This window comes from Rhodococcus sp. NPDC127593 (genome assembly GCF_042671975.1).
Classification (GTDB): domain Bacteria; phylum Actinomycetota; class Actinomycetes; order Mycobacteriales; family Mycobacteriaceae; genus Rhodococcus_F.
Window position 1 is genome coordinate 126,684 of sequence record NZ_JBHXWI010000009.1, and the last position, 22,955, is coordinate 149,638.

Genomic DNA, 22,955 nt, shown 5'->3' on the forward strand with positions numbered 1-22,955 from the left:
CGGGCGCCATACGGTCGGGTTGCACGCGAATCGGCGCGAATCCGGGCGAATACCGTTCGGTCCGCACCGTTACTCTTGGAGTGTTCCGCTGAGAGCGGGAGCACACCCATCGGGGGAGGTGCCACTGTAACGCCAGGATATTCAGCAACGATGACTAATACGAGCGAGGAGTTGGACTCCGCCGTCGCCGCTGCAACGCAGGGTGACCGGGCCGCTTTAGCTCTGGTCCTGGAAAACATTCGGCCCCTGGTTGTGCGTTACTGCAGAGCCAGGGTCGGTGCTGCGGAGAGAGGACAACTCTCCGCAGACGACGTGGCACAAGAAGTGTGCCTCGCCGTGATGACGGCCTTGCCTCGTTACGAGGATCAAGGCCGGCCGTTCATGGCATTCGTCTACGGGATCGCCGCGCACAAGGTCGCCGACGCGCATCGGAACTCCGCACGTAACAAGTCGGAGCCCGTCGCCGAAGTACCGGATGTCGTAGCCAACGATGACGGACCCGAACAGAGGGCGCTGGACTCGGAAGCGAGCAGGCAGATGAACGAACTGCTGAGCACGCTGCCGGAGAAGCACCGGGAGATCTTGATCCTCCGCCTCGTGGTCGGTATGTCAGCAGAGGAGACGGCTGCGGCCGTGGGTAGTACCGCGGGAGCTGTCCGCGTGGCTCAACACCGAGCCATCGCGAAACTGAAAAAAGAAGTGACAAAGGCAGGTGAGAGGTTTGGCTAGGGGCATTAAGCGCAACGGCAATCCCGATGCCGATCTCCCAGGAGACGACGCACCGGTGGACGTCGCGGCAGTGCGCCGCGACGACGCGCTGATCGACGCGATCGCCGGTGGCGGTCCCGTCGCGACGGATTCGCCGGAGCAATACGAGCTCGCGCTTCTGCTGACCAATTGGCGCGCCGACATCGTCGCGACGCCGATGCCGACCGGGCCGCTGCTCGACGACGTGATCGCGGCCATCGACGCCTCGGACACCCGTTCCGCACGCAGCGCTGCCCGCGGCAAGCTCCGCTTGTTGCGACCCATCGCCGGCGCTGCCGCCGCGATCGCGGTCGTCATGGGTGGTGCCACCATCTTCTCGTACAACGCCGCACCCGGCGATCCGCTGTGGAGTGTCAAGTCGGTCGTGTTCAGCCAGCAGGCCGATTCGACCGTTGCGCAGATCGACACCACCTCACAGCTGCAGGAGGCCGAGCGGCTGATCGCAGCGGGCGACGCGGAGGCGGCGAAGAACATGCTCGCCGGCGCCGCCGGTCGTGCCGACGGGGTACGCGACTCCGACATGCGCAACGAACTCGACGTGTGGCGTGCGAAGCTCGCCGCGGAGGTCGAGAAGATCGCTCCCACCACGCCGCCGGCGACGACGACGCCGGGAACCACCACCACCGGCGCGCCGACACAGGCCACCGAGTTGCCGGCCACCGTGCCGGGGACACCCGGTTCCACGACGCTGCCGGGAGTCGGACCGCTGCCGGGCCTGGGCACCCTGCCGCCCACCGATCTGCAGATTCCGGGACTGCCGCCCATTCCGCTGCCGCAGCTGCCTACGCTGCCGCCGCCGGCGCTTCCGCTTCCGCCGGAGACGTTGCCGTCCACGAGCCCGGATCCCACGATCATGATGGTTCCGACGCTGCCGTCGGACACTCCGGCCACTCAACCGTCGACCCAGCAGCAGCCGCCGCAGGTGCCTTCGACGGTGCCGCTACCCACCACCACGACCCCGGTCCCGGTGCTGCCGCCCACCAGCTAGCGGTTCGGCGGCCCTCCCGCACAGACCACTGTGGCCCGACACTTCGCGTGTCGGGCCACAGTGGTCTGTATCGGGTTGTGCCGGATCAGGCGTCGAAACCGTCGCCGTGCAGAGCGTCGTTCATCGAGGCGTCCGCGTAGCCGCGGCAGTAGTCCCATGTGACGTACGCCTCGGGTGTCGGGTCGTAGGCGGGCTCGTGCGGGCGCACGGTGCCGTCGACCAGGAGCTGGAGGAGGTTGGCACGGAGCATGTCCCAATCGTGGTAGTGATCTTGCTGGCAGTCTTCGCAGCAGACGACGAGACCGCGGATCCCGCGATGTGCCAGCAGCGCCTCGTACACGGCGAGGTCGGCCAGATCTTCCTCCACGGCGAGACGCTCGTGGGGGTCGAGTGGTTGGCCCGGTTCGATCGCATCGAGAGCTGCGGACGGGTCGGCGGGGTCGCCGGCGAAGGGGTCCGGGGGCAGACCTGGAGGCAGTTGATCGCGCACAGCACCACGGTACGCAGGTCAGCCCGGTCTGCGCCAGCCGTTCGGCGTAGGCCCAGCGTGGGTGGGCTCCGTGGTGATCGCGTCGAGCCGATATCATGGTTTGTGGAGCTGGGAATATCGATCGTCGCTCCGGCCTTTTTCTTGTATCCGTGTTCCCGAATGTTTCCATCGGATCGAAGATCTGAATGTCCGCAGACGGCGCCACCGGCGCCGCACCTATGTTCCATGGAGGGCCCGAACCGCATGACAAGTTCAGCAGGGCATGTACACACCGGCGGTGACGACCCCAACAAGGTCGCGATGCTGGGTCTCACGTACGACGACGTCCTGCTCTTGCCGGCGGCGTCGAATGTCATCCCCGGCCAGGTCGACACGTCCAGCCAGCTGACCAGGGACATCCGGCTGCGAGTGCCGCTCGTCAGCTCCGCGATGGACACCGTCACCGAGGCGCGGATGGCCATTGCGATGGCCCGTGCCGGTGGGATGGGCGTCCTGCACCGCAACCTGTCGGTCGAGGCTCAGGCCGGGCAGGTGGAGACGGTCAAGCGGTCCGAGGCGGGAATGGTCACCGACCCGGTCACCTGCAAGCCGTCGGACACTCTCGCCGAGGTCGACGCCAAGTGCGCCCGCTTCCGGATCTCCGGACTTCCGGTCACCGACGAGGCCGGGCAGCTCGTCGGCATCATCACCAACCGCGACATGCGCTTCGAGGTCGATCAGAACCGCGCCGTGTCCGAGGTCATGACGAAGGCCCCGCTGATCACGGCGCAGGAGGGTGTCACCGCGGAGGTGGCGCTGGGCCTGCTCCGCCGCCACAAGATCGAGAAGCTGCCGATCGTGGACGGTCAGGGCAAGCTCACCGGCCTCATCACGGTCAAGGACTTCGTGAAGACCGAGCAGCACCCGGACGCCACCAAGGACCGCGACGGCCGGCTTCTCGTCGGTGCCGCCGTGGGTGTGGGCGACGAGGCGTGGAGCCGCGCAATGGCTCTCACCGACGCCGGAGTGGACGTGCTCGTCGTCGACAGCGCCCACGGTCATTCGGCAGGCGTGCTGGACATGATCTCGAAGCTCAAGGCCGAGGTCGACGAGCGCGTGCAGATCATCGGCGGCAACGTCGCGACCCGAAGCGGTGCGGCCGCTCTCATCGAGGCCGGAGTGGACGCGGTCAAGGTCGGTGTCGGTCCCGGCTCCATCTGCACCACCCGCGTCATCGCCGGTGTCGGCGCCCCGCAGATCACCGCGATCCTCGAAGCGGTCGCCGCGGCCAAGCCGCACGGTGTGCCGGTGATCGCCGACGGTGGACTGCAGTTCTCCGGCGACATCGCGAAGGCCCTGGCGGCAGGCGCGTCGACGGCCATGCTCGGCTCGCTGCTCGCAGGCACTGCGGAGTCGCCGGGTGAGCTGATCCTCGTGAACGGCAAGCAGTACAAGAGCTATCGCGGCATGGGTTCCCTCGGCGCGATGCAGAGCCGTGGCGCCGCGAAGTCGTATTCCAAGGACCGCTACTTCCAGGACGACGTGCTGTCCGAGGACAAGCTGGTTCCGGAGGGCATCGAGGGCCGGGTCGCGTTCCGCGGTCCGCTGTCCCAGGTCACGCATCAGCTCACGGGCGGTCTGCGGGCCGCCATGGGCTACACGGGAGCGTCGTCGATCGAGGAGCTGCAGAACGCGCAGTTCGTGCAGATCACCGCTGCGGGTCTGAAGGAGAGCCACCCGCACGACATCACGATGACGGTCGAAGCTCCCAACTACACCGCTCGCTAGCAACCAGTCACGATTCACGAGAAAGGGGCGCGCGTGCGCGACCTCGTTGAGATCGGCATGGGCCGAACAGCCCGACGAACCTATGAGCTGGACGACATCGACATCGTCCCCTCCCGCCGGACCCGCTCCTCCAAGGAGGTGTCGACGTCCTGGCAGCTCGACGCATACCGGTTCGACATTCCTGTGCTGGCGCATCCGACCGACGCGCTGGTGTCGCCGTCGTTCGCGATCGAACTCGGCAAGCGTGGTGGCCTCGGGGTCATCAACGGTGAGGGTCTGTGGGGCCGGCACGCGGACGTCGAGGCGAAGCTCGCCGAACTCGTCGCACTGGCCGAGTCGGACGTCGACGTCGAGGCGCCGATCAAGAAGCTGCAGGAACTGCACGCGGCGCCGTTGCAGCCGGGACTTCTGGCCGCTGCCGTGGCCCAGGTCCGCGATGCAGGGGTCACGACCGCCGTGCGGGTCAGCCCGCAGAACGCCCGGGCGCTCACCCCGCAGTTGCTCGAGGCCGGCATCGACCTACTGGTCGTGCACGGCACGATCATCTCCGCCGAGCACGTCGCCCACGGCGACAGCGAGCCGCTGAACCTCAAGACGTTCATCTCCGAGCTCGACGTCCCCGTCGTGGCCGGTGGGGTGAGCGATCACCGCACCGCACTGCACCTGATGCGGACCGGCGCGGCCGGTGTGATCGTCGGATACGGCTCCACCGAGGGTGCCACGACTACCGGTGAGGTGCTGGGCATCGGTCTTCCGATGGCCACGGCCATCGCCGACGCCGCTGCTGCCCGCCGCGACTACCTCGACGAGACGGGCGGACGCTACGTCCACGTCATCGCGGACGGCAACATCACGTCTTCGGGCGACCTCGCCAAGGCGATCGCCTGCGGCGCGGACGCCGCAGTCCTGGGCGCACCGCTGGCCGTTGCCGCGGAGGCTCCCGGCGGCGGCTGGTACTGGCCGTCGGCCGCGGCGCACCCCTCGGTCCCGCGCGGCACGATGCTGCCGGTCTCGTTCGGTGACCGGCCGTCACTCGACCGGGTCCTCACGGGTCCGTCCGACGACCCGTTCGGTTCGCTGAACTTCGTCGGCGGGCTGCGCCGTTCTATGGCGAAGTCGGGGTACTCGGATCTGAAGGAATTCCAGAAGGTGGGCCTGACGGTCCGCGCCTGAGGCGTCTGTTCGCCACCGCTTCTCTCGTCGCCCAATGTCACATCGGTGCAGTTCAACTGCACTGGTGAGGCATTGGGCGACGTGCGTTTGCGGGTATCTCGACCGTTCCTGATACCTATCGTTACAGTTAGGTGACCCTTGTGGCAGCTGTCACAGCTGAGGGGTGCATACTGGCGAGTAATAACTCAGGTTTCGTTGGAGGTCGAGTGATGAGCAAGCAGCGCGCAACGGAGTACGACGTCCTCATCGTCGGTTCCGGATTCGGTGGCAGTGTCACCGCACTCCGATTGGTCGAGAAGGGCTACAAGGTCGGCATCCTCGAGGCCGGCCGTCGCTACGCCGACGCGGACTTCGCGAAGACCAGCTGGGATCTCAAGAAGTTCCTGTGGGCGCCCGCGCTCGGTTTCTTCGGCATCCAGCGCGTCCACCTGCTGCGCGACTGCCTCATCCTCGCCGGCGCCGGCGTCGGTGGCGGTTCGCTCAACTACGCGAACACGCTCTACAAGCCGCCCGCGTCCTTCTTCCAGGACAAGCAGTGGTCGGACATCACCGACTGGCACGACGAGCTCACGCCGTACTACGAGCAGGCCCGCAAGATGCTGGGCGTCGTCCAGAACCCGCACATGACGCCCGCCGACGAGATCATCAAGTCGGTCGCGGAGGACATGGGCGTGGGCGACACGTTCATCCAGACCCCGGTCGGTGTCTTCTTCGGTGAAGCGGGCAAGACGGTGCCCGACCCGTACTTCGGCGGCGTCGGCCCCGACCGCACCGGATGCATCGAATGCGGCGAATGCATGACCGGGTGCCGGCACGGCGCCAAGAACACCCTGCTCAAGAATTACCTGGGTCTCGCGGAGAAGGCCGGCGCCGAGATCATCCCGATGACGACGGTCACCGGTCTGCGCGAGGCATCCGACGGCACCTGGGACGTCTTCACCCGGCGCAGCGGGCCGCGGAAGAACCGGAATCGCAAGACGTACACGGCCGCGAACGTTGTCCTGGCCGCGGGAACGTGGGGCACCCAGCATCTGCTGTTCGACCAGAAGGAGACGGGCGCGCTGCCCAAGATCTCCGACCGCCTGGGTGTACTCACCCGCACCAATTCGGAGTCGATCCTCGGCGCCGCCAAGAACAAGGTGGACCCCGCTCTCGAGCTCACGAAAGGCGTCGCCATCACGTCGTCGTTCCACCCGACGTCAGACACCCACGTCGAGCCGGTGCGGTACGGCAAGGGATCGAACTCGATGGCGCTGCTACAGACGCTGCTGACCGACGGCGGCGGCCGGCGGTGGATGACGTTCCTGAAGGAACTGGCGAAGGATCCGACGGCTCTGAAGGTCCTCACCCCGTACAAGTGGAGCGAGCGCACCATCATCGCGCTGGTGATGCAGAACCTCGACAACTCCATCACCACATATACGAAGAAGGGCCTGTTCGGTCGGCGCAAGGTCACCAGCAAGCAGGGCCACGGCCAGCCGAACCCGAGCTGGATCCCGGCAGGCAACGAGGCGACCCGCCGGATCGCGGAGAAGATCGACGGTCGCGCCGGCGGCACCTGGGGAGACGTGTTCAACATCCCGCTCACCGCGCACTTCCTCGGCGGCTGCACGATCGCGTCGGAACCGTCGCAGGGCGTCATCGACCCGTACCACCGCGTGTGGGGTTACCCGACGCTGAGCGTGGTCGACGGTTCGGCCGTCTCCGCGAACCTGGGCGTCAACCCGTCGCTGACGATCTCGGCGCAGGCCGAGCGTGCGGCCTCGCTGTGGCCGAACAAGGGCGAGAAGGACTTGCGTCCGGCGCAAGGTGAGGGATACCGGCGCCTGAACCCGGTCGCGCCGATCGCACCGGTCGTCCCGGAAGGAGCGCCAGCCGCGCTGGTGCTGCCGATCGTCGAGATCCGTAACAGCTCCGTGGTGCCCGACCCGCAGAAGCACGGCGTTGCATAGGGCCGGAGATGGCCGGGTCATGGGGTCGCGCAGACCACAGAGCTGCGGCGATTAGACTGACCCGGTGGCAGATATCGAGCAACAGAGACCGGTCCTCGTCGTCGACTTCGGCGCGCAGTACGCGCAGCTGATCGCCCGGCGGGTGCGTGAGGCCAAGGTCTATTCCGAGGTGGTTCCGCACACCGCGACCGTCCAGGAGATCGCGGCCAAGAATCCCCTCGCCGTGGTGCTGTCGGGCGGGCCGTCGAGCGTCTACGCCGACGGGGCGCCCCAGCTCGATCCGGCACTGTTCGATCTGGACATTCCGGTGTTCGGCATCTGCTACGGATTCCAGGCAATGGCCGGCGCACTCGGCGGGACGGTGGCACACACCGGCACCCGTGAGTACGGCCGCACCGACCTGAAAGTGCAGGGCGGTCTGCTGCACGAGGGGCTGCCGTCCAGCCAGCCCGTGTGGATGAGTCACGGCGACGCGGTCACCGAGGCCCCGGCGGGCTTCGAGGTGACGGCCACGAGCGAGGGCGCACCCGTCGCCGCGTTCGAGGACCGGGCCCGCAAGCTGGCCGGTGTGCAGTATCACCCGGAGGTGCTGCACTCGCCGCACGGCCAGCAGGTGCTCAGCCGGTTCCTCCACGAGATCGCCGGCATTCCTCCCGCGTGGACGGCCGCGAACATCGCCGACGCCCTCATCGAGCAGGTCCGCGAGCAGGTCGGCGACGGCAAGGCGATCTGCGGACTCTCGGGCGGTGTCGACTCCGCTGTCGCGGCGGCGCTCGTGCAGCGCGCCATCGGCGACAACCTGACGTGTGTGTTCGTCGACCACGGTCTGATGCGTGCGGGCGAACGTGCCCAGGTCGAACAGGATTTCGTTGCCGCCACCGGCGCCAAGCTGATCACGGTCGACGCCGCCGACACGTTCATCGGTGAGCTGGCCGGGGTGTCCGACCCGGAGACCAAGCGCAAGATCATCGGCCGCGAGTTCATCCGCAGCTTCGAGGGCGCGGTCAGTGACGTGCTGGGCGAGAACGCCGCGCACGGCGACACGGTCGAGTTCCTCGTGCAGGGCACGCTGTACCCGGACGTGGTGGAATCCGGCGGCGGTACCGGCACGGCCAACATCAAGAGCCACCACAACGTCGGCGGACTGCCGGAAGACCTGCAGTTCACGCTCGTGGAACCGCTCCGCCTGCTGTTCAAGGACGAGGTCCGGGCGGTGGGACGCGAGCTGGGTCTGCCCGAGGAAATCGTGGGACGCCAGCCGTTCCCCGGGCCCGGGCTCGGCATCCGCATCATCGGCGAGGTCACCCAGGACCGGCTCGAGATCCTGCGTCACGCGGATTCCATTGCGCGCGAAGAGCTGACGGCCGCCGGGCTCGACGGTCAGATCTGGCAGTGCCCGGTGGTGCTGCTCGCCGACGTCCGCAGCGTCGGCGTGCAGGGGGACGGACGCACCTACGGTCACCCGATCGTGCTCCGCCCGGTGTCCAGCGAGGACGCGATGACCGCGGACTGGACGCGACTGCCCTACGACGTTCTCGAGCGGATCTCCACCCGGATCACCAACGAGGTGCACGACGTCAACCGTGTCGTGCTGGACATCACGAGCAAGCCGCCGGGCACCATCGAGTGGGAGTGACGCACTGTGCGCGGTGAGCGAGTCCTCGGACTCGCTCACCGCGCACTTGCGCTCGAGCCCCTATTTACGCCGGTTCGGTGCGAACACGAGCACGACGCCGACCAGCACCGCGACCAGCACGAACAGCCAGCGGAACTCGACGTTCGCGAGCGGTTCCAGCGAGAATGGCCCCGCGAGCGCCCAGCCGCTCACCAGGAGTGCTGCCAATCCTGCGAGGAGCAGTAGCGGCGACGGGCGTTTCCGCGTCCGGGTCTGCTCGCTGTCCTGAGTGTCGTCGATGTCATCCACGGCGCACCTCCATACTTCCGAATCGAACATCGGCATTGAGGGTCAGGACGGGACCGTCCGTACCGTCGACGCCGCCGTCGAGACCGTCCCGGAGGCACTGCGCGTCGCCGAACTGGGCGGTGCAGTGGTTCTCGACGTTCATGCCTGGCGGCAGGAGCACCACGACCTCACCGAACTGCCCGCTGACGTCGACCGTCTTGTCCTCGGTGAGAGTGACGTTCCGGAGGTCGAGCGTGAAGCTGCCGAATCCGCCGGAGTAGGCGGGCTCGATGGCGGCCGCTGTCGCCGGGTTCCAGGTCCGATCGCCCATGTTCTCGCTGTTCAAGTCGAGGGACCCGATGATCGAGGCGAGGATCACGAAACCGATCAGCGGGCCGGCGACAACGAGAAGTCCGTAGCCCTTGCGCAGGAATCCGCCGATCAGCAGCCCCACTCCGATGACGGCGAGCGCGACGGCGCCGATGCGACCGGGGTTCAACCAGTCGGATCCGGTGGCGACCGACAACGCCGTCGCCGCCGCGGCCGCGAGGATGGCCAACCCGATCACCATGGTGGTCAGGCGGGAGTGGGTGCGCTCCGGTTGTACTGCGGGAGTGGTGGTCCTGGCCGGTTCGGGCAGGTCCCACGCGAACGGGGCGACCCCGAGCGGGTCCCACGCCGGCGGTCGCGGTTCGAGCGGCGCGAACGGGGCCGAGGGTGCGTCGACCTGCGGTCCGGAGGCCGGGGACTTCTCGAACGACACCGGATCGGTCTGGGCGGCAGCACTTTCGGGCTTCAGCGCCTCGGTCGGCGCGTCGGTCTGCTGCTCGTCCGAGGTGGGAGGCGTGCTCGGCGTGTAGGAGTCGGGAAGCTTCGTGTACGGACCGTACGCACCCGGACCGTACGTGCCCGGGCCGAACGGGTTGGCGCCGAACTGACCTGGCGAGAAACTCGTCCCGGGATAGCCGGTCCCCACACCCGGGGCAACGGCCCCGGCGGGCAACGGCGGAGGTATCGGCTGCCGCTGGTACAGCAGCCACAGCCCGCCGAGCATCAGCGCCATGCTGATCAGCCCGGAGCCGCCGAGGCCGACGCCGAAGGGGCCGACGGTGCTCAGCGCGATGGCCAGTGCGACGAGAAGGACGATGGTCTTGGTGCCCGAGTCGGAGCTGTGACCGCGTCCTACCAGCGACTCCGCGGGGGAGGCCGGGTCACCCGACTTCGTGAGGGCGAGCCAGCACGCCAGGTAGAGCAGCACACCGGCGCCACCGAAAATGGTGGACACGACGAAGGCGACTCGTATCAGTACGGGATCGACGCCGTAGCGGTAGCCGATTCCCGCACAGACACCGGCGACGTGACCGCGGCCCGGCAACCGCACCGGCCGGGTCCGCCACAGATCCTGTATCTGCTCTTGGAAGCTCCCATTGCTCATACGACCATCGTTCCGGTCGGCGCGGCGCGCGTACATCGGGAACTACCCTGATCTTTCCGGTCGGGGTGGGCCGGAACGCGTGCCGAAGTCAGGGTTGGACCCTGATGCCGCGGCCCGGGGATCGTGCCAGTATCGAAGATGTGCAACCTGTGTCGAACACGTCCGCGGGCGGTGCCCAGTATGCGGGCGCCGTGACCGCACCGGCCCCGCCCGGCGGCATCCCCATGCCGCGGCTCGAACGCCGGACCGGTGGGCGCATCGTCGGCGGCGTCGCGGGTGGTATCGCCGATCAGCTGGGCGTCGACGTGATGAAGGTGCGGGTCGCGTTCGCCTGTCTCGCCGCGCTCGCCGGCGCGGGCATCGTCGGGTACGGACTGTTGTGGATCTTCACGGCCGCAGGTTCCGACACCGAGAAGCCCAGTGCCTCCGAGCGGCGGAGAGCGTACGGACTGATCGCGATCGGCCTGGCCGGCGCGTCCGCGTTGTCGTGGTTGTTCAGTGGGCGGGTCGGTTCGGTGATCGCACCGATCATCGTGGTGGCGGTCGGCGCGGCCCTGGTGTGGCGTGAATTCGATTCGGAGGGGCCGCGCACAGTCATCGGGCTGCCACAGCGTCCCACAGTCCTCACCTGGGCGCGGGTCCTCGGCGGCGTGACGTTGATCGTGTCGGGTCTCGGCGTGGTGATCCTCGCGCAGGTCGACTTCGCTGCGCTGCGCTCGTCGCTGCTGGCCGTGGTGGTCACTCTGGTCGGCGCCGGGCTGTTGACCGTTCCCCTGTGGTTACGGCTGTGGCGCGCGCTGGGCGCGGAGCGTGCCGCCAGGATCCGCAACGACGAGCGCGAGGAGATCGCGTCGCACCTGCACGACTCCGTCCTGCAGACCTTGGCGCTGATCCAGAAGCAGGCCGATCATCCGCAGGAGGTCGCGCGGCTGGCCCGGGGACAGGAACGGGAACTGCGGAAGTGGTTGTTCGGTGGGGGAGACACCGACCATTCGAGTCTCGCGGAGGCGTTGCGCATCATCGCCGGCGAGGTGGAGGACCACCACGGCGTCACGGTGCGGCCGGTGACGGTGGGCGACGTGGCACTCGATGTCGAGGGCACGGGCGAGGGACTGTCGAAGGAGAGTTTCACGGCGGTACTCGGCGCGACCCGTGAGGCACTGGTCAACGCGGCCAAACACTCCGGTGAGACGGACATCAATCTGTTCGCCGAAGCCGAGCGCGAACAGGTCAGCGTGTTCGTCCGGGACCGCGGCGTCGGATTCGACGTCGACGAGGTGTCCCCGGACCGTCAGGGCCTGGCGAAGTCGATCCGTGGACGGATCGAGCGGCGAGGCGGGCACGTCGACGTGCGGTCCGCACCCGGCAAAGGCACCGAGGTGCGAATCCACATGCCGCGGAACGGCCGGACGTGGGCGGCAGCGGGCGCTGCCGAGGACTCGGACGGTGCCGGCGTCGAGGACGTGCCGTTCAGTCGGGGTGCGTGAGCACCACTTTCGCCGCGTCGGAGCACTGGTGCGCGGTGCCTGCTCGCATGCAGTCCCAATGAAGGGGTAATGTTCGCCGGCGACACGACTGTGGGGGTCGTGTGGTCGCACCGTGCTGCGGCGGGGTGGGACGCGAGATGTCAAGGGGGGATTTCATGTTCGACCGTGAGGGTCTGCGCGAGCACGAGTTGCAGAATCAGATCGATTCGATGCTGGCCACGCTCGACCGGCAGACGCAGGATCTGCACGCCGCTCAGCAGCAGGTGGCGCAGCTGCGGGTGAGTGGGGCGTCGGCCGACGGACTGGTGCAGGTGGTGGTGAACTCGGTGGGCGGTGTGGTGGACGTGCACGTCGCGCCGGACGCGTTCCGGCGGTCCACCCCCGAGTCTCTGGGACGTGCGATGACGGACGCCGCCCGGCGCGCGGGCGAGACCGCGCACGCGGAGTCGATGCGCATCATGGGATCGATCGTGTCCGCGACCGAGACACTGCCGGATCTGCCGGACCTCGTTCCCGGTGCTCCGAGCGTGCGGAACTTCCTCCCGCGCCTCGAACCCGACGTCGGTGGCGTCCCGGCCGATCGGGAACCGGACCCGGACGATCCCGACAACCCGCGGTGGAATCGGCCGGTCCTGCGGGACGGGTGGCAGTGAGCGCGCACCTGTGGGTGGACCCGGCGCATCTGCGCAGCGTCGCGCCCCGATTCGATGCGCTGTCGCAGCGGATGGCGGAGGTCGCCGCCGCACTGCACTCGACCCTCGAGGCGGAGGGGGAGTGCTGGGGCGGCGACGAGACCGGGACGACGTTCGCGAGCGGGTATCAGCCGTCCACGGACGTGGCCGAGCGGTCGCTGGGGTTCGCGGTCGGGGCGCTGGCCGCGCTCGGTTCCAGGCTCAGGAGCACCGCCGACTCGTTCGACGACACCGACCGCGGCACCGCATCCAGCCTCGCCGGGCTGTTCTGATGGGCATCGAGGTTCCGGGCAGTGTCCGGTGGCTGGCGGAGAAGGTGGTCGGGGCGGACTGGCCCGACGCGGACGAAACGGCGATGGAGCGGCTCGGGCAGGCGTGGAAGGATGCCGGTGCCTCGCTCGACGACATCATCGAGGAGGCCGACGCCGCGATGCGGTCGGCGATGTCCGGGGTCAGTGGTGACGTCGACACCGCGATCGCGCAGCACTGGGCGCGGATCGGCGCGGACGGGGCGCTACGCGAGTTGTCGGGATTGCTCCACGAACTCGGCGAAACCCTCGACTGGTCAGCCGACGACATCCGGGTCGCGAAACTGTCGATCATCGCGGCCCTGGTGGCGCTCGCAGCCGAACTCGTCGCGGTAGCCGCGGCCAGCGCGATGACGTTCGGTGCGGCGAGCCCGGCCGCCTTCGCGGCGGAAGCGGCCACGCAGGTCACCGTCCGGATGATCATCCGGCAGCTGATCACCTCGATCCTCACCCGCGCCGCGGCGGGTGCAGCGGCCGGTGCCGGGACCCAGGCAGTCCTCGAGGCTGCGTTTCAGAAGTACGAGATACACGTGGGTCGGCGCGACAGCATGGACTGGGGCAACGTTGCCGAGGCGGGCGGCAAGGGTGCGGTCCAGGGGGGTGTGAAGGGGGCGGTCAACGGAGCGTTCGGGCTGAAGTTCACCGACCCTCGTTCTCAGTTCGGGGGCATGCTCGGCTCCTATGTGCAGGAGGAGACGGTCGGCAAACCGAGGTTCAGCGACGCCGTCGTCGACGAGATGCTCGACCGGACCGGACTCGATGACGACATCCGGCGGGCCCGCGACGAGATCGACGGGCGTCTGCCGTGAACGGGGTCGACAGCCTGCAGCGAGTCCGGCCCGCCGGTCACCTACGGCGCGGTGTCGCCCTGGCGCTGGACCTCGCGTTGCACGCGCTCGTCGGGGGCGTGATCGGAGTCATCGTCTACGTCGTACAGACGGCCGGACAGTCGGTGGCGCCGACTGCGGCGGAGGGGACGGCGGGGTTCGCCGTGATACCGGCGTGGCTCGTGTTCTCGTTCATCCACAGGACCGCGATTCAGGCGCGATTCCATGCGACGTTCGGCAAGTGGATGACAGGGCTCTGCGTCGTGCGGCCGGAGGACGGAACGTGGCCGAGCTTCGGATATCTGGTGAAGGCCTGGTTCCGAAGTGCCGGTGCGGCCCTCCAATCGGATACCGCAACCGACGGGGAAGACGGGATGCCGGCGGTGGTGCGGCGACAGAGTGAATCATCCGACACGCTCTAGAGTGGGGTGACACTACCGCCCACGCGAGGAACAGCTGCAGTGACTTTGCCTGAAACACCCCCGTACCGTGTCTTTCTCGTCGATGATCATGCCGTGTTCCGTTCCGGTGTCCGCGCCGAGCTCGGCAGGGAAGCGGACATGGAGGTGGTGGGCGAGGCGGGCGGTGTCGCGGAGGCGGTGTCCGGGATCAACGCCACCTCACCGCACGTCGTGCTGCTCGACGTCCACATGCCCGATGGCGGCGGTGTCGCCGTGTTGCGGGGCATCGAGTCGGGTCCGGTGTGCCTGGCGCTGAGTGTGTCCGACGCTGCCGAGGATGTGATCGCCGTGATCCGCGCGGGGGCACGCGGCTACGTCACCAAGACGATCTCGGGTGCGGAACTGGCCGACGGTGTGCGCCGGGTCGCCGGCGGTGACGCCGTCTTCAGCCCGAGGCTCGCGGGTTTCGTGCTGGACTCCTTCACCGGACGGTCCAATGCTCCTGAGCCGCAGCTGGATCCGGAGCTGGATTCGCTGACGCCGCGGGAGCTGGAAGTGCTGCGGCTGCTCGCGCGGGGTTACACGTACCGGGAGATCGCCGAGGAACTGGTGATCTCGGTGAAGACGGTCGAAACGCATGCGTCGAACGTGCTGCGGAAGACGCAGCAGTCCAACCGGAATGCGCTCACGAGGTGGGCGCACCGCCGGCGGATCGACTGACCTCCCGGGGTGTCAGGGCTGCGCGAGGAGGACGATCACGGCCACGAGCACGGCCAGGATCAGGATCGCGACCATGACACCCATGGCGATCGGCGCCCACGCCACCACCTGGTCGCGGACGGTGGGCGCCGGCGAACCGGGAGCGGGTTTCGTCGGGCGCGGCGGCCACTGCAACCGGCCGAGCGGACGCGGCACGTTCTTCAACGGGGTGCTCTGATGCACCGCGGGCAGACCGGCCTGGGTGGAACTCACCAGCTTGCTGCGCCGGCGTGAGTCGGGCAACGGCGTCGAGCGTTGTGCCCACGCCGGGATGGTGCCGTCTGCGGAATAGACGGGCGAGCCGACGAGGTGCGCGACGTTCCCGTCCCCGGCCATGGCCACCCGGGCCAGGGCGTCACGAGCCTCGGCCATCGTCGGACGACGTGCCGGGTCGGGTTCGAGCAGGTGCAGCAGCGTGTCGGTGAGCGGTCCGGCCTTACTGGGACGGTAGATCTCGGCCTTCGCGACCCGGTGCAGGAGTGCGATGGAATCGGAGTCGATCCCGAACGGCGGCTGGCCCTCGACGACGGTGTACAGCGTGGAACCGAGGGAGAAGACGTCGCTTGCCTCGGTGGGGTCCTGACCGCGGGCGACCTCGGGGGAGAAGTACGCGGGGGTGCCGGTGATGACTCCGTTCGTGGTGTCGGCGGAGTCGCCCTTGGCGCGGGCGATACCGAAGTCGCTGATCTTGACGGTGCCGAGTTCCCGGCCGCGGTCGGCGACGAGGATGTTGCCCGGCTTGATGTCCCGGTGCACGATCCCGGCGGCGTGCGCGGCGGTGAGTGCGTCGGCCACCTGCGCGCCGATCTGGGCGACCTCGAGCGGGGGCAGGGTGTCGGCGATGTTCATCGCCTGGGCGAGGCTGCGGGACGGCAGGTACTCCATGACCAGCCACGGCTCGCCCGCCTCGAGTGCGACGTCGTACATCGCGATGGAATGGCTGTGGGCGAGTTTGGCGGCGTTGCGACCTTCCCGCATTGTGCGTTCGCGGACACGGCGAGCCTCGTCGGGGTCGAGTCCGGCCGTCGTGGTGACCTGTTTGATGGCGACGTCGCGGTGCAGCAGGGTGTCCCGTGCGAGCCAGACCGCGCCCATTCCACCGCCGCCCAGTTTGGATCGCAGGCGGTATCTTCCGGCCACCAGGTATTCGGGTCCGATGCCCCTTTCGCTCTGCTCCTGCTCCATCACGCGTTCAGGTTAGAGGATTGCGCGGACACGGGATGCGCGACGGTCCTGACCTGGCCATTCGGGGTCCACTTGACGGGCCTCCACCGACCGGCTTTACTTGAAATGAGTTCGAAAATACGTTCGAACAAAGCGTCTGTTCGAGCCGCGTCTTCCCCGTGGTTGCCGACCGCTGTTGGTGCCGAGTGTCAGGGGTGTCGAGTTGGCTGAAGTGGCCGGCGAGCCGGGGTTTCCGGTGCCGGGGTCTCCCGAGTTGTCCGGGCTGTCCCGGCAGGAGCGTCTGGACTACCTCCGACGACGGATGGCCGCTGTCCCCGCGCGCGGTGAATCGGTGGCGAGCCGCGCCCCGGTGGAGAGTGCGTTCCCCGCGGCGGGCACTTCCGCAGCACCCGATTCCCACGCCGCCGGGGTACTCCCGGTTCCGGCTGCGCTGGCCGAACTCCTTCCCCGGGGTGGGCTGGTGCGCGGTTCGGTGGTGTCGGTGTCGGGTGCCACCTCGCTCCTGCTGGGGTTGGTCGCGTCCGTGACCGCGGGCGGCGGACACGTCGCGGTGATCGGGCATCCCCGGCTCGGGGTGCTGGCAGCGGTCGAGATGGGGGCGCAGCTGGAACGGCTGGCCCTGATCCCCGACCCGGGTGCCGATCCGGTGGAGATCGCGGCGGTGCTGCTGGACGGAATGGATCTGGTGGTGCTCGGACTGGGAGGGGCGTCGGTGGCGCCGTCCCGGGCGCGTGCGGTGGTGGCCCGGGCCCGGAGCAAGGGGTCGACCCTGGTCGTCACGGACGGGCACTGGGACGGCGCGGAGATGCGGCTGGAAGCCCGGGTGCGCGGTTACGCCGGACTGGGCAACGGATCTCAGGACCGGGGATGCGGGCGGTTGCGTTCCCTCAGCCTGGCGGTGTGCGCCCGGGGGCGGTCGTTCCAGCCGCGCACCACCCGGTTGGACGTGCGGTCGGCGCAGGGCCGGGTGGAATGGGTGAGTACTCCGGAACCGGTGGTGTCCCTCGAGGCAGCCCCCTTCCCGGCGCCGGTGGAGGTGGTGGGTCTGTGAGCCGGGTGCTGGCGTTGTGGTGCCCCGACTGGCCTGCGGTCGCGGCGGCAGCCGCCGCGGACCTCCCGCCGACTCATCCGGTGGCGGTGACGTCGGGCAATCGGGTGATCGCCTGCTCGGCGCCGGCCCGCGCGGACGGGGTGCGCAGAGGCCTGCGCCGCCGCGAGTCCCAGGCCCGGTGCCCCCGGTTGCACGTGGTGACAGCCGATCCCGACCGCGACGCGCGGCTGTTCGAGCCGGTCGCCTCGGCCGTCGACGCGGTGGCGCCCGGTGTCGAGGTGCTGCGGCCCGGTCTGGTGGTGCTGTCCGCTCGCGGCGTCGCCCGGTACTTCGGTTCGGAGGAAGCCGCCGCGGAGCGGTTGGTGGACCAGGTGTCGGCGGTGGGGGTGGAGTGTCAGGTCGGTATCGCCGATCAGCTGTCCACGGCTGTGATCGCCGCGCGCAGAGCAACTCTCGTGCCACCCGGCGAGGGGGCCGCCTTCCTGGAACCGCTCCCGATGCGAGAACTGGCCGCCGAGCCGAGCCTCGCGGCACCTCACCGCGGTGAGCTGGTCGATCTGCTGCACCGGCTCGGGTTGCGCACGATCGGCAGTTTCGCCGCGCTGTCGGCGGGCGATGTGGCCTCGCGGTTCGGAACCGATGCGGTGCTGGCGCATCGGGCCGCGCGGAGTGAGCCGGAGCGTCCCCCGTCGGGGCGGTCGCTACCTCCCGACCTGGAGGTCGAGGAACGCTGCGATCCCGTCATCGAACGTGTCGACGCCGCCGCCTTCGCGGGTCGTGCGCTGGCGGAGAAACTTCATCGCACACTGTCGGACGCCGCGGTGGCCTGCACCCGGCTGTCGATCTCGGCGAGCACCGGCAACGGTGAGCAACTGTCCCGGATCTGGAGGTGTGCGGAACCGTTGACCCCGGAGGCGACGGCGGACCGGGTGCGGTGGCAGCTGGACGGGTGGCTGACCGGGCGCAGCGAGAAGCGGCCCACCGCCGGTATCGCCGTCCTGCGGCTCGAACCGGTGGAAGTGGTGGCGGCCGGCGCCCTGCAGCTGGGGCTGTGGGGTGGGGTCGGTGACCAGGATGAGCGGGCCCGGCGGGCTCTGGTGCGGGTGCAGGGCCTGCTCGGCGGGGAAGCCGTGCAGGTGGGGGTCCTCAGCGGTGGGCGGGGCCCGGCGGAGCGCATCACGTTGCTGCCGTTGGGCGACGAGTTGATTCCGCGCAACGATCCGTCGGAGCCGTGGCCGGGCACGTTGCCGGAACCGGCGCCTGCCGCGGTGCTGACCGCATATCCGGAGGTGTGGATGTCGGACGAGCGGGGTATGGCTGTGACGGTCACGGAACGTGGTGTGTTCAGCGCGCCTCCCGCGCGGTTGCGGTGGGGGAGCCGAGAGTGGGCGGTGTGCGGATGGGCCGGACCGTGGCCGGTGGACGAGCGGTGGTGGGACCCTCCGGCCGCCCGGACGGCGGCCCGGGCCCAGGTGCTGCTGGAAGAGTCGCGGGCGCTGCTGGTGATCTGCACGGCAGGCCGCTGGTCGGTGGAGGGAATCTATGAGTGACACAGAGCGGGACGCGCCGCACCGCAGGGTCGTCGTCCAGGAATTGACGAGCCTCGACGGGTTCGTCGCCGGGCGGTCCGGCGAGCTGGACTTCTTCGATGCGGTGCCGGATTACGGTGAGGTGGACCGGTACAACCTGCATCTGCTCGCCGACACGGACCTCGCCCTGCTGGGGCGGAAGACGTATCAGATGTTCTCGGACTACTGGCCCACCGAACAGGCGCAGGGTGAGGTCGTGGCCGAGACCGTCAACTCGATCCCGAAACTCGTGTTCTCCTCGACGCTGGACAGTGCGCCGTGGGGCGATAGGGAGCCGGCGCGGCTGTGGCCGGGCGACGCCGTCGAGCGGGTGCAGCAACTCCGGCAGGAGCCCGGTGGCGACATGATCGTCTGGGGGAGCATCACCCTGGCGCGGGCGCTGCTCGCCGCCGAACGGGTCGACGAATCCAGTTGCACGTGGTGCCGATCCTTCTGGGGCACGGGCGCAGGCTCCTCGACGAGGACACCGGGATGCATGCGCTGACGTTGCTGGAGTCGAAGGGGTACGACTCCGGGGTCGTCACGTTGCGTTATCGGGTGGGGCGGGCGGCGTAACCCGCCCAGCCGGCCTCCCTTGCGAACCGACCGTTCGAAATGCTTTGCTGTGCAGAGGGTCGCGTGCCGGTGGCGGACAGCGTCAGGCATGGAGGCCGGCCACAGTCGCACGTCGGCTCGTGGCATACCCCGAAAGGGTCGACTGTGACCATTTCTTTCAACCACACCATCGTCGCTGCCAAGAACAAGCAGGAGTCGGCGACGTTCTTCACCGCATTGTCGGACTGCCGGACGCCGTGCCTGCCGGCCATTTCCTGGCGGTCGCCCTCGACAACGGGGTGTCTCTCGACTTCGCGGAACCGCCGATCGAATTCCAGCCGCAGCACTATGCGTTCCTCGTCGGAGAGGACGACTTCGACCGGATCTACGGTCTGATCGTCGAGTGGGGTCTCGATCACTGGGCGGATCCGCGGCAGACGTTGCCGGGCACCATCAACACCAACGACGGCGGGCGGGGCGTCTACTTCCTCGACCCGTCGGGTCACTATCTGGAGATCATCACCCGCCCGTACGGGTCGGGCGGGTAGTCCGCGGCCGTCGCTAGTCTGGATTCTCGTGGAGACGAGCAGGACTACCCCGACGCGCGCCGGTATCGAGATCGCCTACCGAGACAGTGACGAGTCCTCGGTGCCGGGGCCGTCGGACGTCCATCCCGTGCCGGTGGTTCTGGTGCACGGGATGGGCGGTGACGGCGGCACCTGGGACCGATTCGCCCGCGCACTCGCCGCCCGCGGGCGACGCGTCCTCGTCCTGGATCTGCGGGGACACGGTCGCAGTGCCCGCGCCGCGTCGTATCTGTTCGAGGAGTTCGGCGCCGACGTGGTGGAGGTGTGCGACAACCTCGGGCTGACGCGGGTGGATCTCGTCGGGCATTCGCTCGGTGGTCATGCCGCGTCGCTCGCGGCCCAGGCCCGGCCCGGGCTGGTTCGCCGCCTGGTGATCGAGGAGGCCCCGGTCCCGTTGCGTCCCGGTGATCCGGAACAGGTCTTCGCGAATCGGCTGCCGTCGCTGCCGGAACTGTGGCACGCGACGACGAGCCTGATCCGGCATCCGCGGGCCGCGTTCGCCTTCGATCGGTCGATGACGGGCTCGGCGCTCGAGCAGTTCCGCCGCCCGGATCCGTTGTGGTGGGACAGATTGCCGGATATCGAGGCCGACACGCTGATCCTGCGGGGCGGTCCGGGTGGAATGGTGGATCCGCGCAGACTCGAGTCCGCCGTGGCGGGGATACCGAACTGCCGGGTGGTGGTGTTCCGCAGCGGGCACAGCATTCACCGCGATCGTTACGACGACTTCGCGGCGGCGGTCCTGCCGTTCCTGATGAAGCCCGAGGCGAGCTGACAAAAAGTCCGAAAATGTAAACCGCGACGGTTGCGACAGGACTAGCGTGGGAACCGAAGCGGGGGCTCGGAACGAGCCGGTTGTCAGACGAGCGCCCCGAAGCTGCGGGGCGTCCGACGACGTCGTCCGCACGTCCGGAAGAAGGCCAACGATGTCGACACTCACGCCCGGACGCCCCTACGCGCCCGGCAGGCAAGGGTTCAGCTCGCTCCGCGCCGGGGGCCTCAACTGGGATGCGTTCCCGTTGCGGCTGTTCACGAAGGGCAACGCCAAGTTCTGGAACCCCACGGACCTCGACTTCGGCCGGGACGCGGAGGACTGGGAGGGGCTGAACTCGGAGCAGCAGCGCAACTCCACGTATCTGGTCGCACAGTTCATCGCCGGTGAGGAAGCGGTCACCGAGGACATCCAGCCGTTCATGAAGGCGATGGCCGCCGAGGGGCGCTTCGGGGACGAGATGTACCTGACGCAGTTCTGTTTCGAGGAGGCCAAGCACACCCAGGTGTTCCGGTTGTGGATGGACGCGGTGGGCCTGACACGCGACCTGCACCCCTTCGTCGCCGAGAACCCGTACTACCGGCAGTTGTTCTACGAGGAGTTGCCGGGATCGTTGAAAGTGCTCGAGACCGATCCCAGCCCGGCCAATCAGGTGCGGGCGAGCGTCACCTACAACCACGTTATCGAGGGCAGTCTCGCGCTCACCGGGTACTACGCCTGGCAGAAGGTGTGCACGACGCGCGGGATCCTGCCGGGCATGCAGGAACTCGTCCGCAGGATCGGCGACGACGAACGACGCCACATGGCGTGGGGAACGTTCACCTGTCGCCGGCACGTCGCCGCCGACGACGGCAACTGGGGCGTCGTCCAGGAGCGGATGGCGGAGCTGATGCCGATGGCACTGGGCATGATCGACTGGGTCAACAAGCAATTCGAGGTCCAGCCGTACGGGCTCGACGACCAGGAGTTCATCGCGTACGCCGCAGACCGGGCGCAGCGCCGCCTGGGTGCGATCGAGTCTGCGCGGGGACGCCCGGTCGAGGAGATCGATCTGGATTACTCACCCGAGGCCCTCGAGGAGAAGTTCGGCGAGGAGGATGCCAAGGCGATGTCCGAGGCTGCGGGCTGAGGCACGCGTCGCGGTGGCAGATGGCAGGATCGGCTCATGGCGCTCACCGCACTCGACCGCAGACTCATCGGCTGGTCTGCAGCATTCGTGATCTCGCAGGCGAACATCGTCCGGCTGCTCGGCCCGGTGGCACCCCGGCTCGCCGACATCCAGACGGCCCGCTCCGCCCGGTCCTACACGGCGATCCTCGACGGTATGACGGCCGCCGACACGGCGCGCTACCGCAGCCACTACTACCCGGACTTCGTCCATCCCGTGATCTACGCGGTCGCGTTGCGCACGGGCGCGCGACGACTGGCGGAGCTGACACCACTCTCGACCAGAACGCAGAGGGTGCTGGCGGCGGCCCCGGTGATCTCCGCGGCAGGCGATTACGCCGAGAACGTCGTCGGGCTGTATCTGCTGTCTCATCGCGAGCACATCACCGACGTGACCGTGCGGACCACCAGTGCGGTCAGCGTCACCAAATGGGTGCTGGCGCTCGGGGCGCTCGGATATCTCTCCCAGGGATTCGTCCGGGTCTGGGCGGGAAAGCTGTTCTCCCGCTAGATTCGGGCACATGTGTGCTGCCGAGCTCAGCGTCGAGTACTTCCCCGGTCAGGCCGAGTTCCGGGAATGGCTCGGCGCTCATCACGACTCCTCACCTGGCATCTGGCTGAAGATGGCCAAGAAGGGGTCGGCGCATTCGTCGATCAAATACGACCAGGCCCTCGAGGTCGCGCTGTGCTACGGCTGGATCGACAGCCAGGTCCGTCGCGTCGACGACGACTTCTTCGTGCAGCGGTTCACCCCGCGCTCGTCGCGAAGTCCGTGGTCGAAGCGGAACCGGGAGTTCGCGGAGAAACTCGCCGAGGCCGGTCTCCTCGAGACGGCGGGCGCGGCGGAGGTGGAGCGGGCCAGGGCAGACGGCCGCTGGGACCGCGCGTACGCGGGACAGAAGGCGGCGGAGATACCGCAGGACTTCCTGGACGCCCTCGCGCAGGACCCCGAGGCCGAGGCCTTCTACGCGACACTCGACAGCCACAACCGGTACGCCGTCTACTACCGCCTGCAGGACGCCACCCGCCCGGAGACGCGTGCCCGCCGCATCGAGAAGTTCGTCCAGCAGTTGTCGGAGCGCAGGAAGTTCCATGACTGACCGATTTTCGCGACTGACAC

At 68.6% G+C, this 22,955-nt stretch carries 23 protein-coding genes and 1 pseudogene; 20 read left to right on the top strand and 4 right to left on the bottom strand.

Going from position 1 to position 22,955, the window contains the following annotated elements; genetic code table 11:
• The first annotated feature begins 150 nt into the window (after positions 1-150).
• Positions 151-729 (top strand): sigma-70 family RNA polymerase sigma factor, encoded by a 579-nt coding sequence (locus ACFVJ3_RS10565; protein ID WP_072945778.1) that lies wholly within the window; start codon positions 151-153, stop codon positions 727-729.
• The gene (locus ACFVJ3_RS10570) at positions 713-1,756 is read left to right on the top strand and encodes an anti-sigma-D factor RsdA (protein WP_378451997.1); all 1,044 of its coding nucleotides are present in this window, start codon (positions 713-715) and stop codon (positions 1,754-1,756) included. Before ACFVJ3_RS10565 ends, ACFVJ3_RS10570 begins: the two co-directional genes overlap by 17 nt.
• A gap of 85 nt (positions 1,757-1,841) precedes the next feature.
• Here the strand turns inward: ACFVJ3_RS10570 and ACFVJ3_RS10575 are convergent, their stop codons facing one another.
• Positions 1,842-2,246, bottom strand: coding sequence for a DUF5319 domain-containing protein (locus tag ACFVJ3_RS10575; protein WP_005239778.1), 405 nt, complete (start codon positions 2,244-2,246; stop codon positions 1,842-1,844).
• A gap of 243 nt (positions 2,247-2,489) precedes the next feature.
• Between ACFVJ3_RS10575 and guaB the strand changes: the two genes are divergently transcribed.
• From guaB to guaA, 4 genes are all read left to right on the top strand, one after another.
• Positions 2,490-4,013, top strand: coding sequence for an IMP dehydrogenase (gene guaB, locus ACFVJ3_RS10580; protein ID WP_005570999.1), 1,524 nt, complete (start codon positions 2,490-2,492; stop codon positions 4,011-4,013).
• A 33-nt stretch (positions 4,014-4,046) separates the two neighbouring features.
• A complete protein-coding gene (locus ACFVJ3_RS10585) occupies positions 4,047-5,186 on the top strand; it encodes a GuaB3 family IMP dehydrogenase-related protein (RefSeq protein ID WP_378451998.1) in 1,140 nt (379 codons plus the stop codon).
• Positions 5,187-5,395: 209 nt separating this feature from the next.
• Positions 5,396-7,138, top strand: a complete 1,743-nt coding sequence (locus tag ACFVJ3_RS10590) for a GMC family oxidoreductase N-terminal domain-containing protein (RefSeq protein WP_378451999.1) — start codon at positions 5,396-5,398, stop codon at positions 7,136-7,138.
• Positions 7,139-7,202: 64 nt separating this feature from the next.
• Complete coding sequence (gene guaA, locus ACFVJ3_RS10595; protein ID WP_378452000.1) at positions 7,203-8,774, top strand: glutamine-hydrolyzing GMP synthase; 1,572 nt, start codon at positions 7,203-7,205, stop codon at positions 8,772-8,774.
• Positions 8,775-8,834: 60 nt separating this feature from the next.
• Here guaA and ACFVJ3_RS10600 read toward each other — a convergent pair whose 3' ends face one another.
• Positions 8,835-9,062, bottom strand: a complete 228-nt coding sequence (locus ACFVJ3_RS10600; RefSeq protein ID WP_378452001.1) for a hypothetical protein — start codon at positions 9,060-9,062, stop codon at positions 8,835-8,837.
• On the bottom strand, positions 9,055-10,512 hold the full coding sequence (locus ACFVJ3_RS10605) for a PspC domain-containing protein (RefSeq protein WP_378452002.1): 1,458 nt from the start codon (positions 10,510-10,512) through the stop codon (positions 9,055-9,057). The genes ACFVJ3_RS10600 and ACFVJ3_RS10605 overlap by 8 nt, the downstream gene beginning before the upstream one ends.
• 68 nt (positions 10,513-10,580) lie before the next feature.
• Here ACFVJ3_RS10605 and ACFVJ3_RS10610 point away from each other — a divergent pair, with 68 nt between their 5' ends.
• The 6 genes from ACFVJ3_RS10610 to ACFVJ3_RS10635 all read left to right on the top strand — a co-directional run bounded on the left by ACFVJ3_RS10610 (position 10,581) and on the right by ACFVJ3_RS10635 (position 14,911).
• Positions 10,581-11,963, top strand: coding sequence for a PspC domain-containing protein (locus ACFVJ3_RS10610; protein WP_378452003.1), 1,383 nt, complete (start codon positions 10,581-10,583; stop codon positions 11,961-11,963).
• Between the two features lie 155 nt (positions 11,964-12,118).
• Positions 12,119-12,616 carry a YbaB/EbfC family nucleoid-associated protein gene (locus ACFVJ3_RS10615; RefSeq protein ID WP_378452004.1) on the top strand — a complete coding sequence of 166 codons (498 nt, stop codon included), beginning with the start codon at positions 12,119-12,121 and terminating at the stop codon, positions 12,614-12,616.
• Positions 12,613-12,927 carry a WXG100 family type VII secretion target gene (locus tag ACFVJ3_RS10620; protein WP_378452005.1) on the top strand — a complete coding sequence of 105 codons (315 nt, stop codon included), beginning with the start codon at positions 12,613-12,615 and terminating at the stop codon, positions 12,925-12,927. Before ACFVJ3_RS10615 ends, ACFVJ3_RS10620 begins: the two co-directional genes overlap by 4 nt.
• On the top strand, positions 12,927-13,772 hold the full coding sequence (locus tag ACFVJ3_RS10625) for a hypothetical protein (RefSeq protein ID WP_378452006.1): 846 nt from the start codon (positions 12,927-12,929) through the stop codon (positions 13,770-13,772). The genes ACFVJ3_RS10620 and ACFVJ3_RS10625 overlap by 1 nt, the downstream gene beginning before the upstream one ends.
• Complete coding sequence (locus ACFVJ3_RS10630) at positions 13,769-14,212, top strand: RDD family protein (RefSeq protein ID WP_378452007.1); 444 nt, start codon at positions 13,769-13,771, stop codon at positions 14,210-14,212. The genes ACFVJ3_RS10625 and ACFVJ3_RS10630 overlap by 4 nt, the downstream gene beginning before the upstream one ends.
• Positions 14,213-14,251: 39 nt before the next feature.
• Entirely contained in the window at positions 14,252-14,911 is a 660-nt protein-coding gene (locus ACFVJ3_RS10635; RefSeq protein ID WP_015889975.1) for a response regulator transcription factor, read from the top strand.
• 12 nt (positions 14,912-14,923) lie between these two features.
• Here the strand turns inward: ACFVJ3_RS10635 and ACFVJ3_RS10640 are convergent, their stop codons facing one another.
• Positions 14,924-16,135, bottom strand: coding sequence for a serine/threonine-protein kinase (locus tag ACFVJ3_RS10640; protein ID WP_037244821.1), 1,212 nt, complete (start codon positions 16,133-16,135; stop codon positions 14,924-14,926).
• 211 nt (positions 16,136-16,346) lie between these two features.
• Here ACFVJ3_RS10640 and ACFVJ3_RS10645 point away from each other — a divergent pair, with 211 nt between their 5' ends.
• The 8 genes and pseudogenes from ACFVJ3_RS10645 to ACFVJ3_RS10680 all read left to right on the top strand — a co-directional run bounded on the left by ACFVJ3_RS10645 (position 16,347) and on the right by ACFVJ3_RS10680 (position 22,935).
• Positions 16,347-17,186, top strand: a complete 840-nt coding sequence (locus ACFVJ3_RS10645) for a hypothetical protein (protein ID WP_378452079.1) — start codon at positions 16,347-16,349, stop codon at positions 17,184-17,186.
• Positions 17,183-18,736, top strand: a complete 1,554-nt coding sequence (locus tag ACFVJ3_RS10650) for a DNA polymerase Y family protein (protein WP_378452008.1) — start codon at positions 17,183-17,185, stop codon at positions 18,734-18,736. Before ACFVJ3_RS10645 ends, ACFVJ3_RS10650 begins: the two co-directional genes overlap by 4 nt.
• Positions 18,729-19,259: a dihydrofolate reductase family protein gene (locus ACFVJ3_RS10655; protein WP_378452009.1), complete on the top strand. Its 531-nt coding sequence runs from the start codon at positions 18,729-18,731 to the stop codon at positions 19,257-19,259. The genes ACFVJ3_RS10650 and ACFVJ3_RS10655 overlap by 8 nt, the downstream gene beginning before the upstream one ends.
• A 215-nt stretch (positions 19,260-19,474) precedes the next feature.
• Positions 19,475-19,857: pseudogene (locus ACFVJ3_RS10660) on the top strand (VOC family protein).
• A 28-nt stretch (positions 19,858-19,885) separates the two neighbouring features.
• Complete coding sequence (locus ACFVJ3_RS10665; protein WP_378452010.1) at positions 19,886-20,671, top strand: alpha/beta fold hydrolase; 786 nt, start codon at positions 19,886-19,888, stop codon at positions 20,669-20,671.
• 151 nt (positions 20,672-20,822) lie between these two features.
• Positions 20,823-21,797, top strand: coding sequence for a R2-like ligand-binding oxidase (locus ACFVJ3_RS10670; protein WP_378452011.1), 975 nt, complete (start codon positions 20,823-20,825; stop codon positions 21,795-21,797).
• A gap of 36 nt (positions 21,798-21,833) precedes the next feature.
• Entirely contained in the window at positions 21,834-22,346 is a 513-nt protein-coding gene (locus ACFVJ3_RS10675) for a hypothetical protein (RefSeq protein WP_378452012.1), read from the top strand.
• A gap of 10 nt (positions 22,347-22,356) precedes the next feature.
• Positions 22,357-22,935: a YdeI family protein gene (locus ACFVJ3_RS10680; RefSeq protein ID WP_378452013.1), complete on the top strand. Its 579-nt coding sequence runs from the start codon at positions 22,357-22,359 to the stop codon at positions 22,933-22,935.
• The last annotated feature ends 20 nt before the right edge of the window (positions 22,936-22,955 follow it).

Coding starts and splice junctions, on each gene's coding strand:
- ACFVJ3_RS10565 (WP_072945778.1), top strand. CDS start 151: ATGACTAATACGAGCGAGGAGTTGGACTCCGCCGTCGCCGCTGCAACG.
- guaB (WP_005570999.1), top strand. CDS start 2,490: ATGACAAGTTCAGCAGGGCATGTACACACCGGCGGTGACGACCCCAAC.
- ACFVJ3_RS10590 (WP_378451999.1), top strand. CDS start 5,396: ATGAGCAAGCAGCGCGCAACGGAGTACGACGTCCTCATCGTCGGTTCC.
- ACFVJ3_RS10605 (WP_378452002.1), bottom strand. CDS start 10,512: ATGTACGCGCGCCGCGCCGACCGGAACGATGGTCGTATGAGCAATGGG.
- ACFVJ3_RS10610 (WP_378452003.1), top strand. CDS start 10,581: ATGCCGCGGCCCGGGGATCGTGCCAGTATCGAAGATGTGCAACCTGTG.
- ACFVJ3_RS10615 (WP_378452004.1), top strand. CDS start 12,119: ATGTTCGACCGTGAGGGTCTGCGCGAGCACGAGTTGCAGAATCAGATC.
- ACFVJ3_RS10625 (WP_378452006.1), top strand. CDS start 12,927: ATGGGCATCGAGGTTCCGGGCAGTGTCCGGTGGCTGGCGGAGAAGGTG.
- ACFVJ3_RS10640 (WP_037244821.1), bottom strand. CDS start 16,135: ATGGAGCAGGAGCAGAGCGAAAGGGGCATCGGACCCGAATACCTGGTG.
- ACFVJ3_RS10655 (WP_378452009.1), top strand. CDS start 18,729: ATGAGTGACACAGAGCGGGACGCGCCGCACCGCAGGGTCGTCGTCCAG.
- ACFVJ3_RS10670 (WP_378452011.1), top strand. CDS start 20,823: ATGTCGACACTCACGCCCGGACGCCCCTACGCGCCCGGCAGGCAAGGG.
- ACFVJ3_RS10675 (WP_378452012.1), top strand. CDS start 21,834: ATGGCGCTCACCGCACTCGACCGCAGACTCATCGGCTGGTCTGCAGCA.
- ACFVJ3_RS10680 (WP_378452013.1), top strand. CDS start 22,357: ATGTGTGCTGCCGAGCTCAGCGTCGAGTACTTCCCCGGTCAGGCCGAG.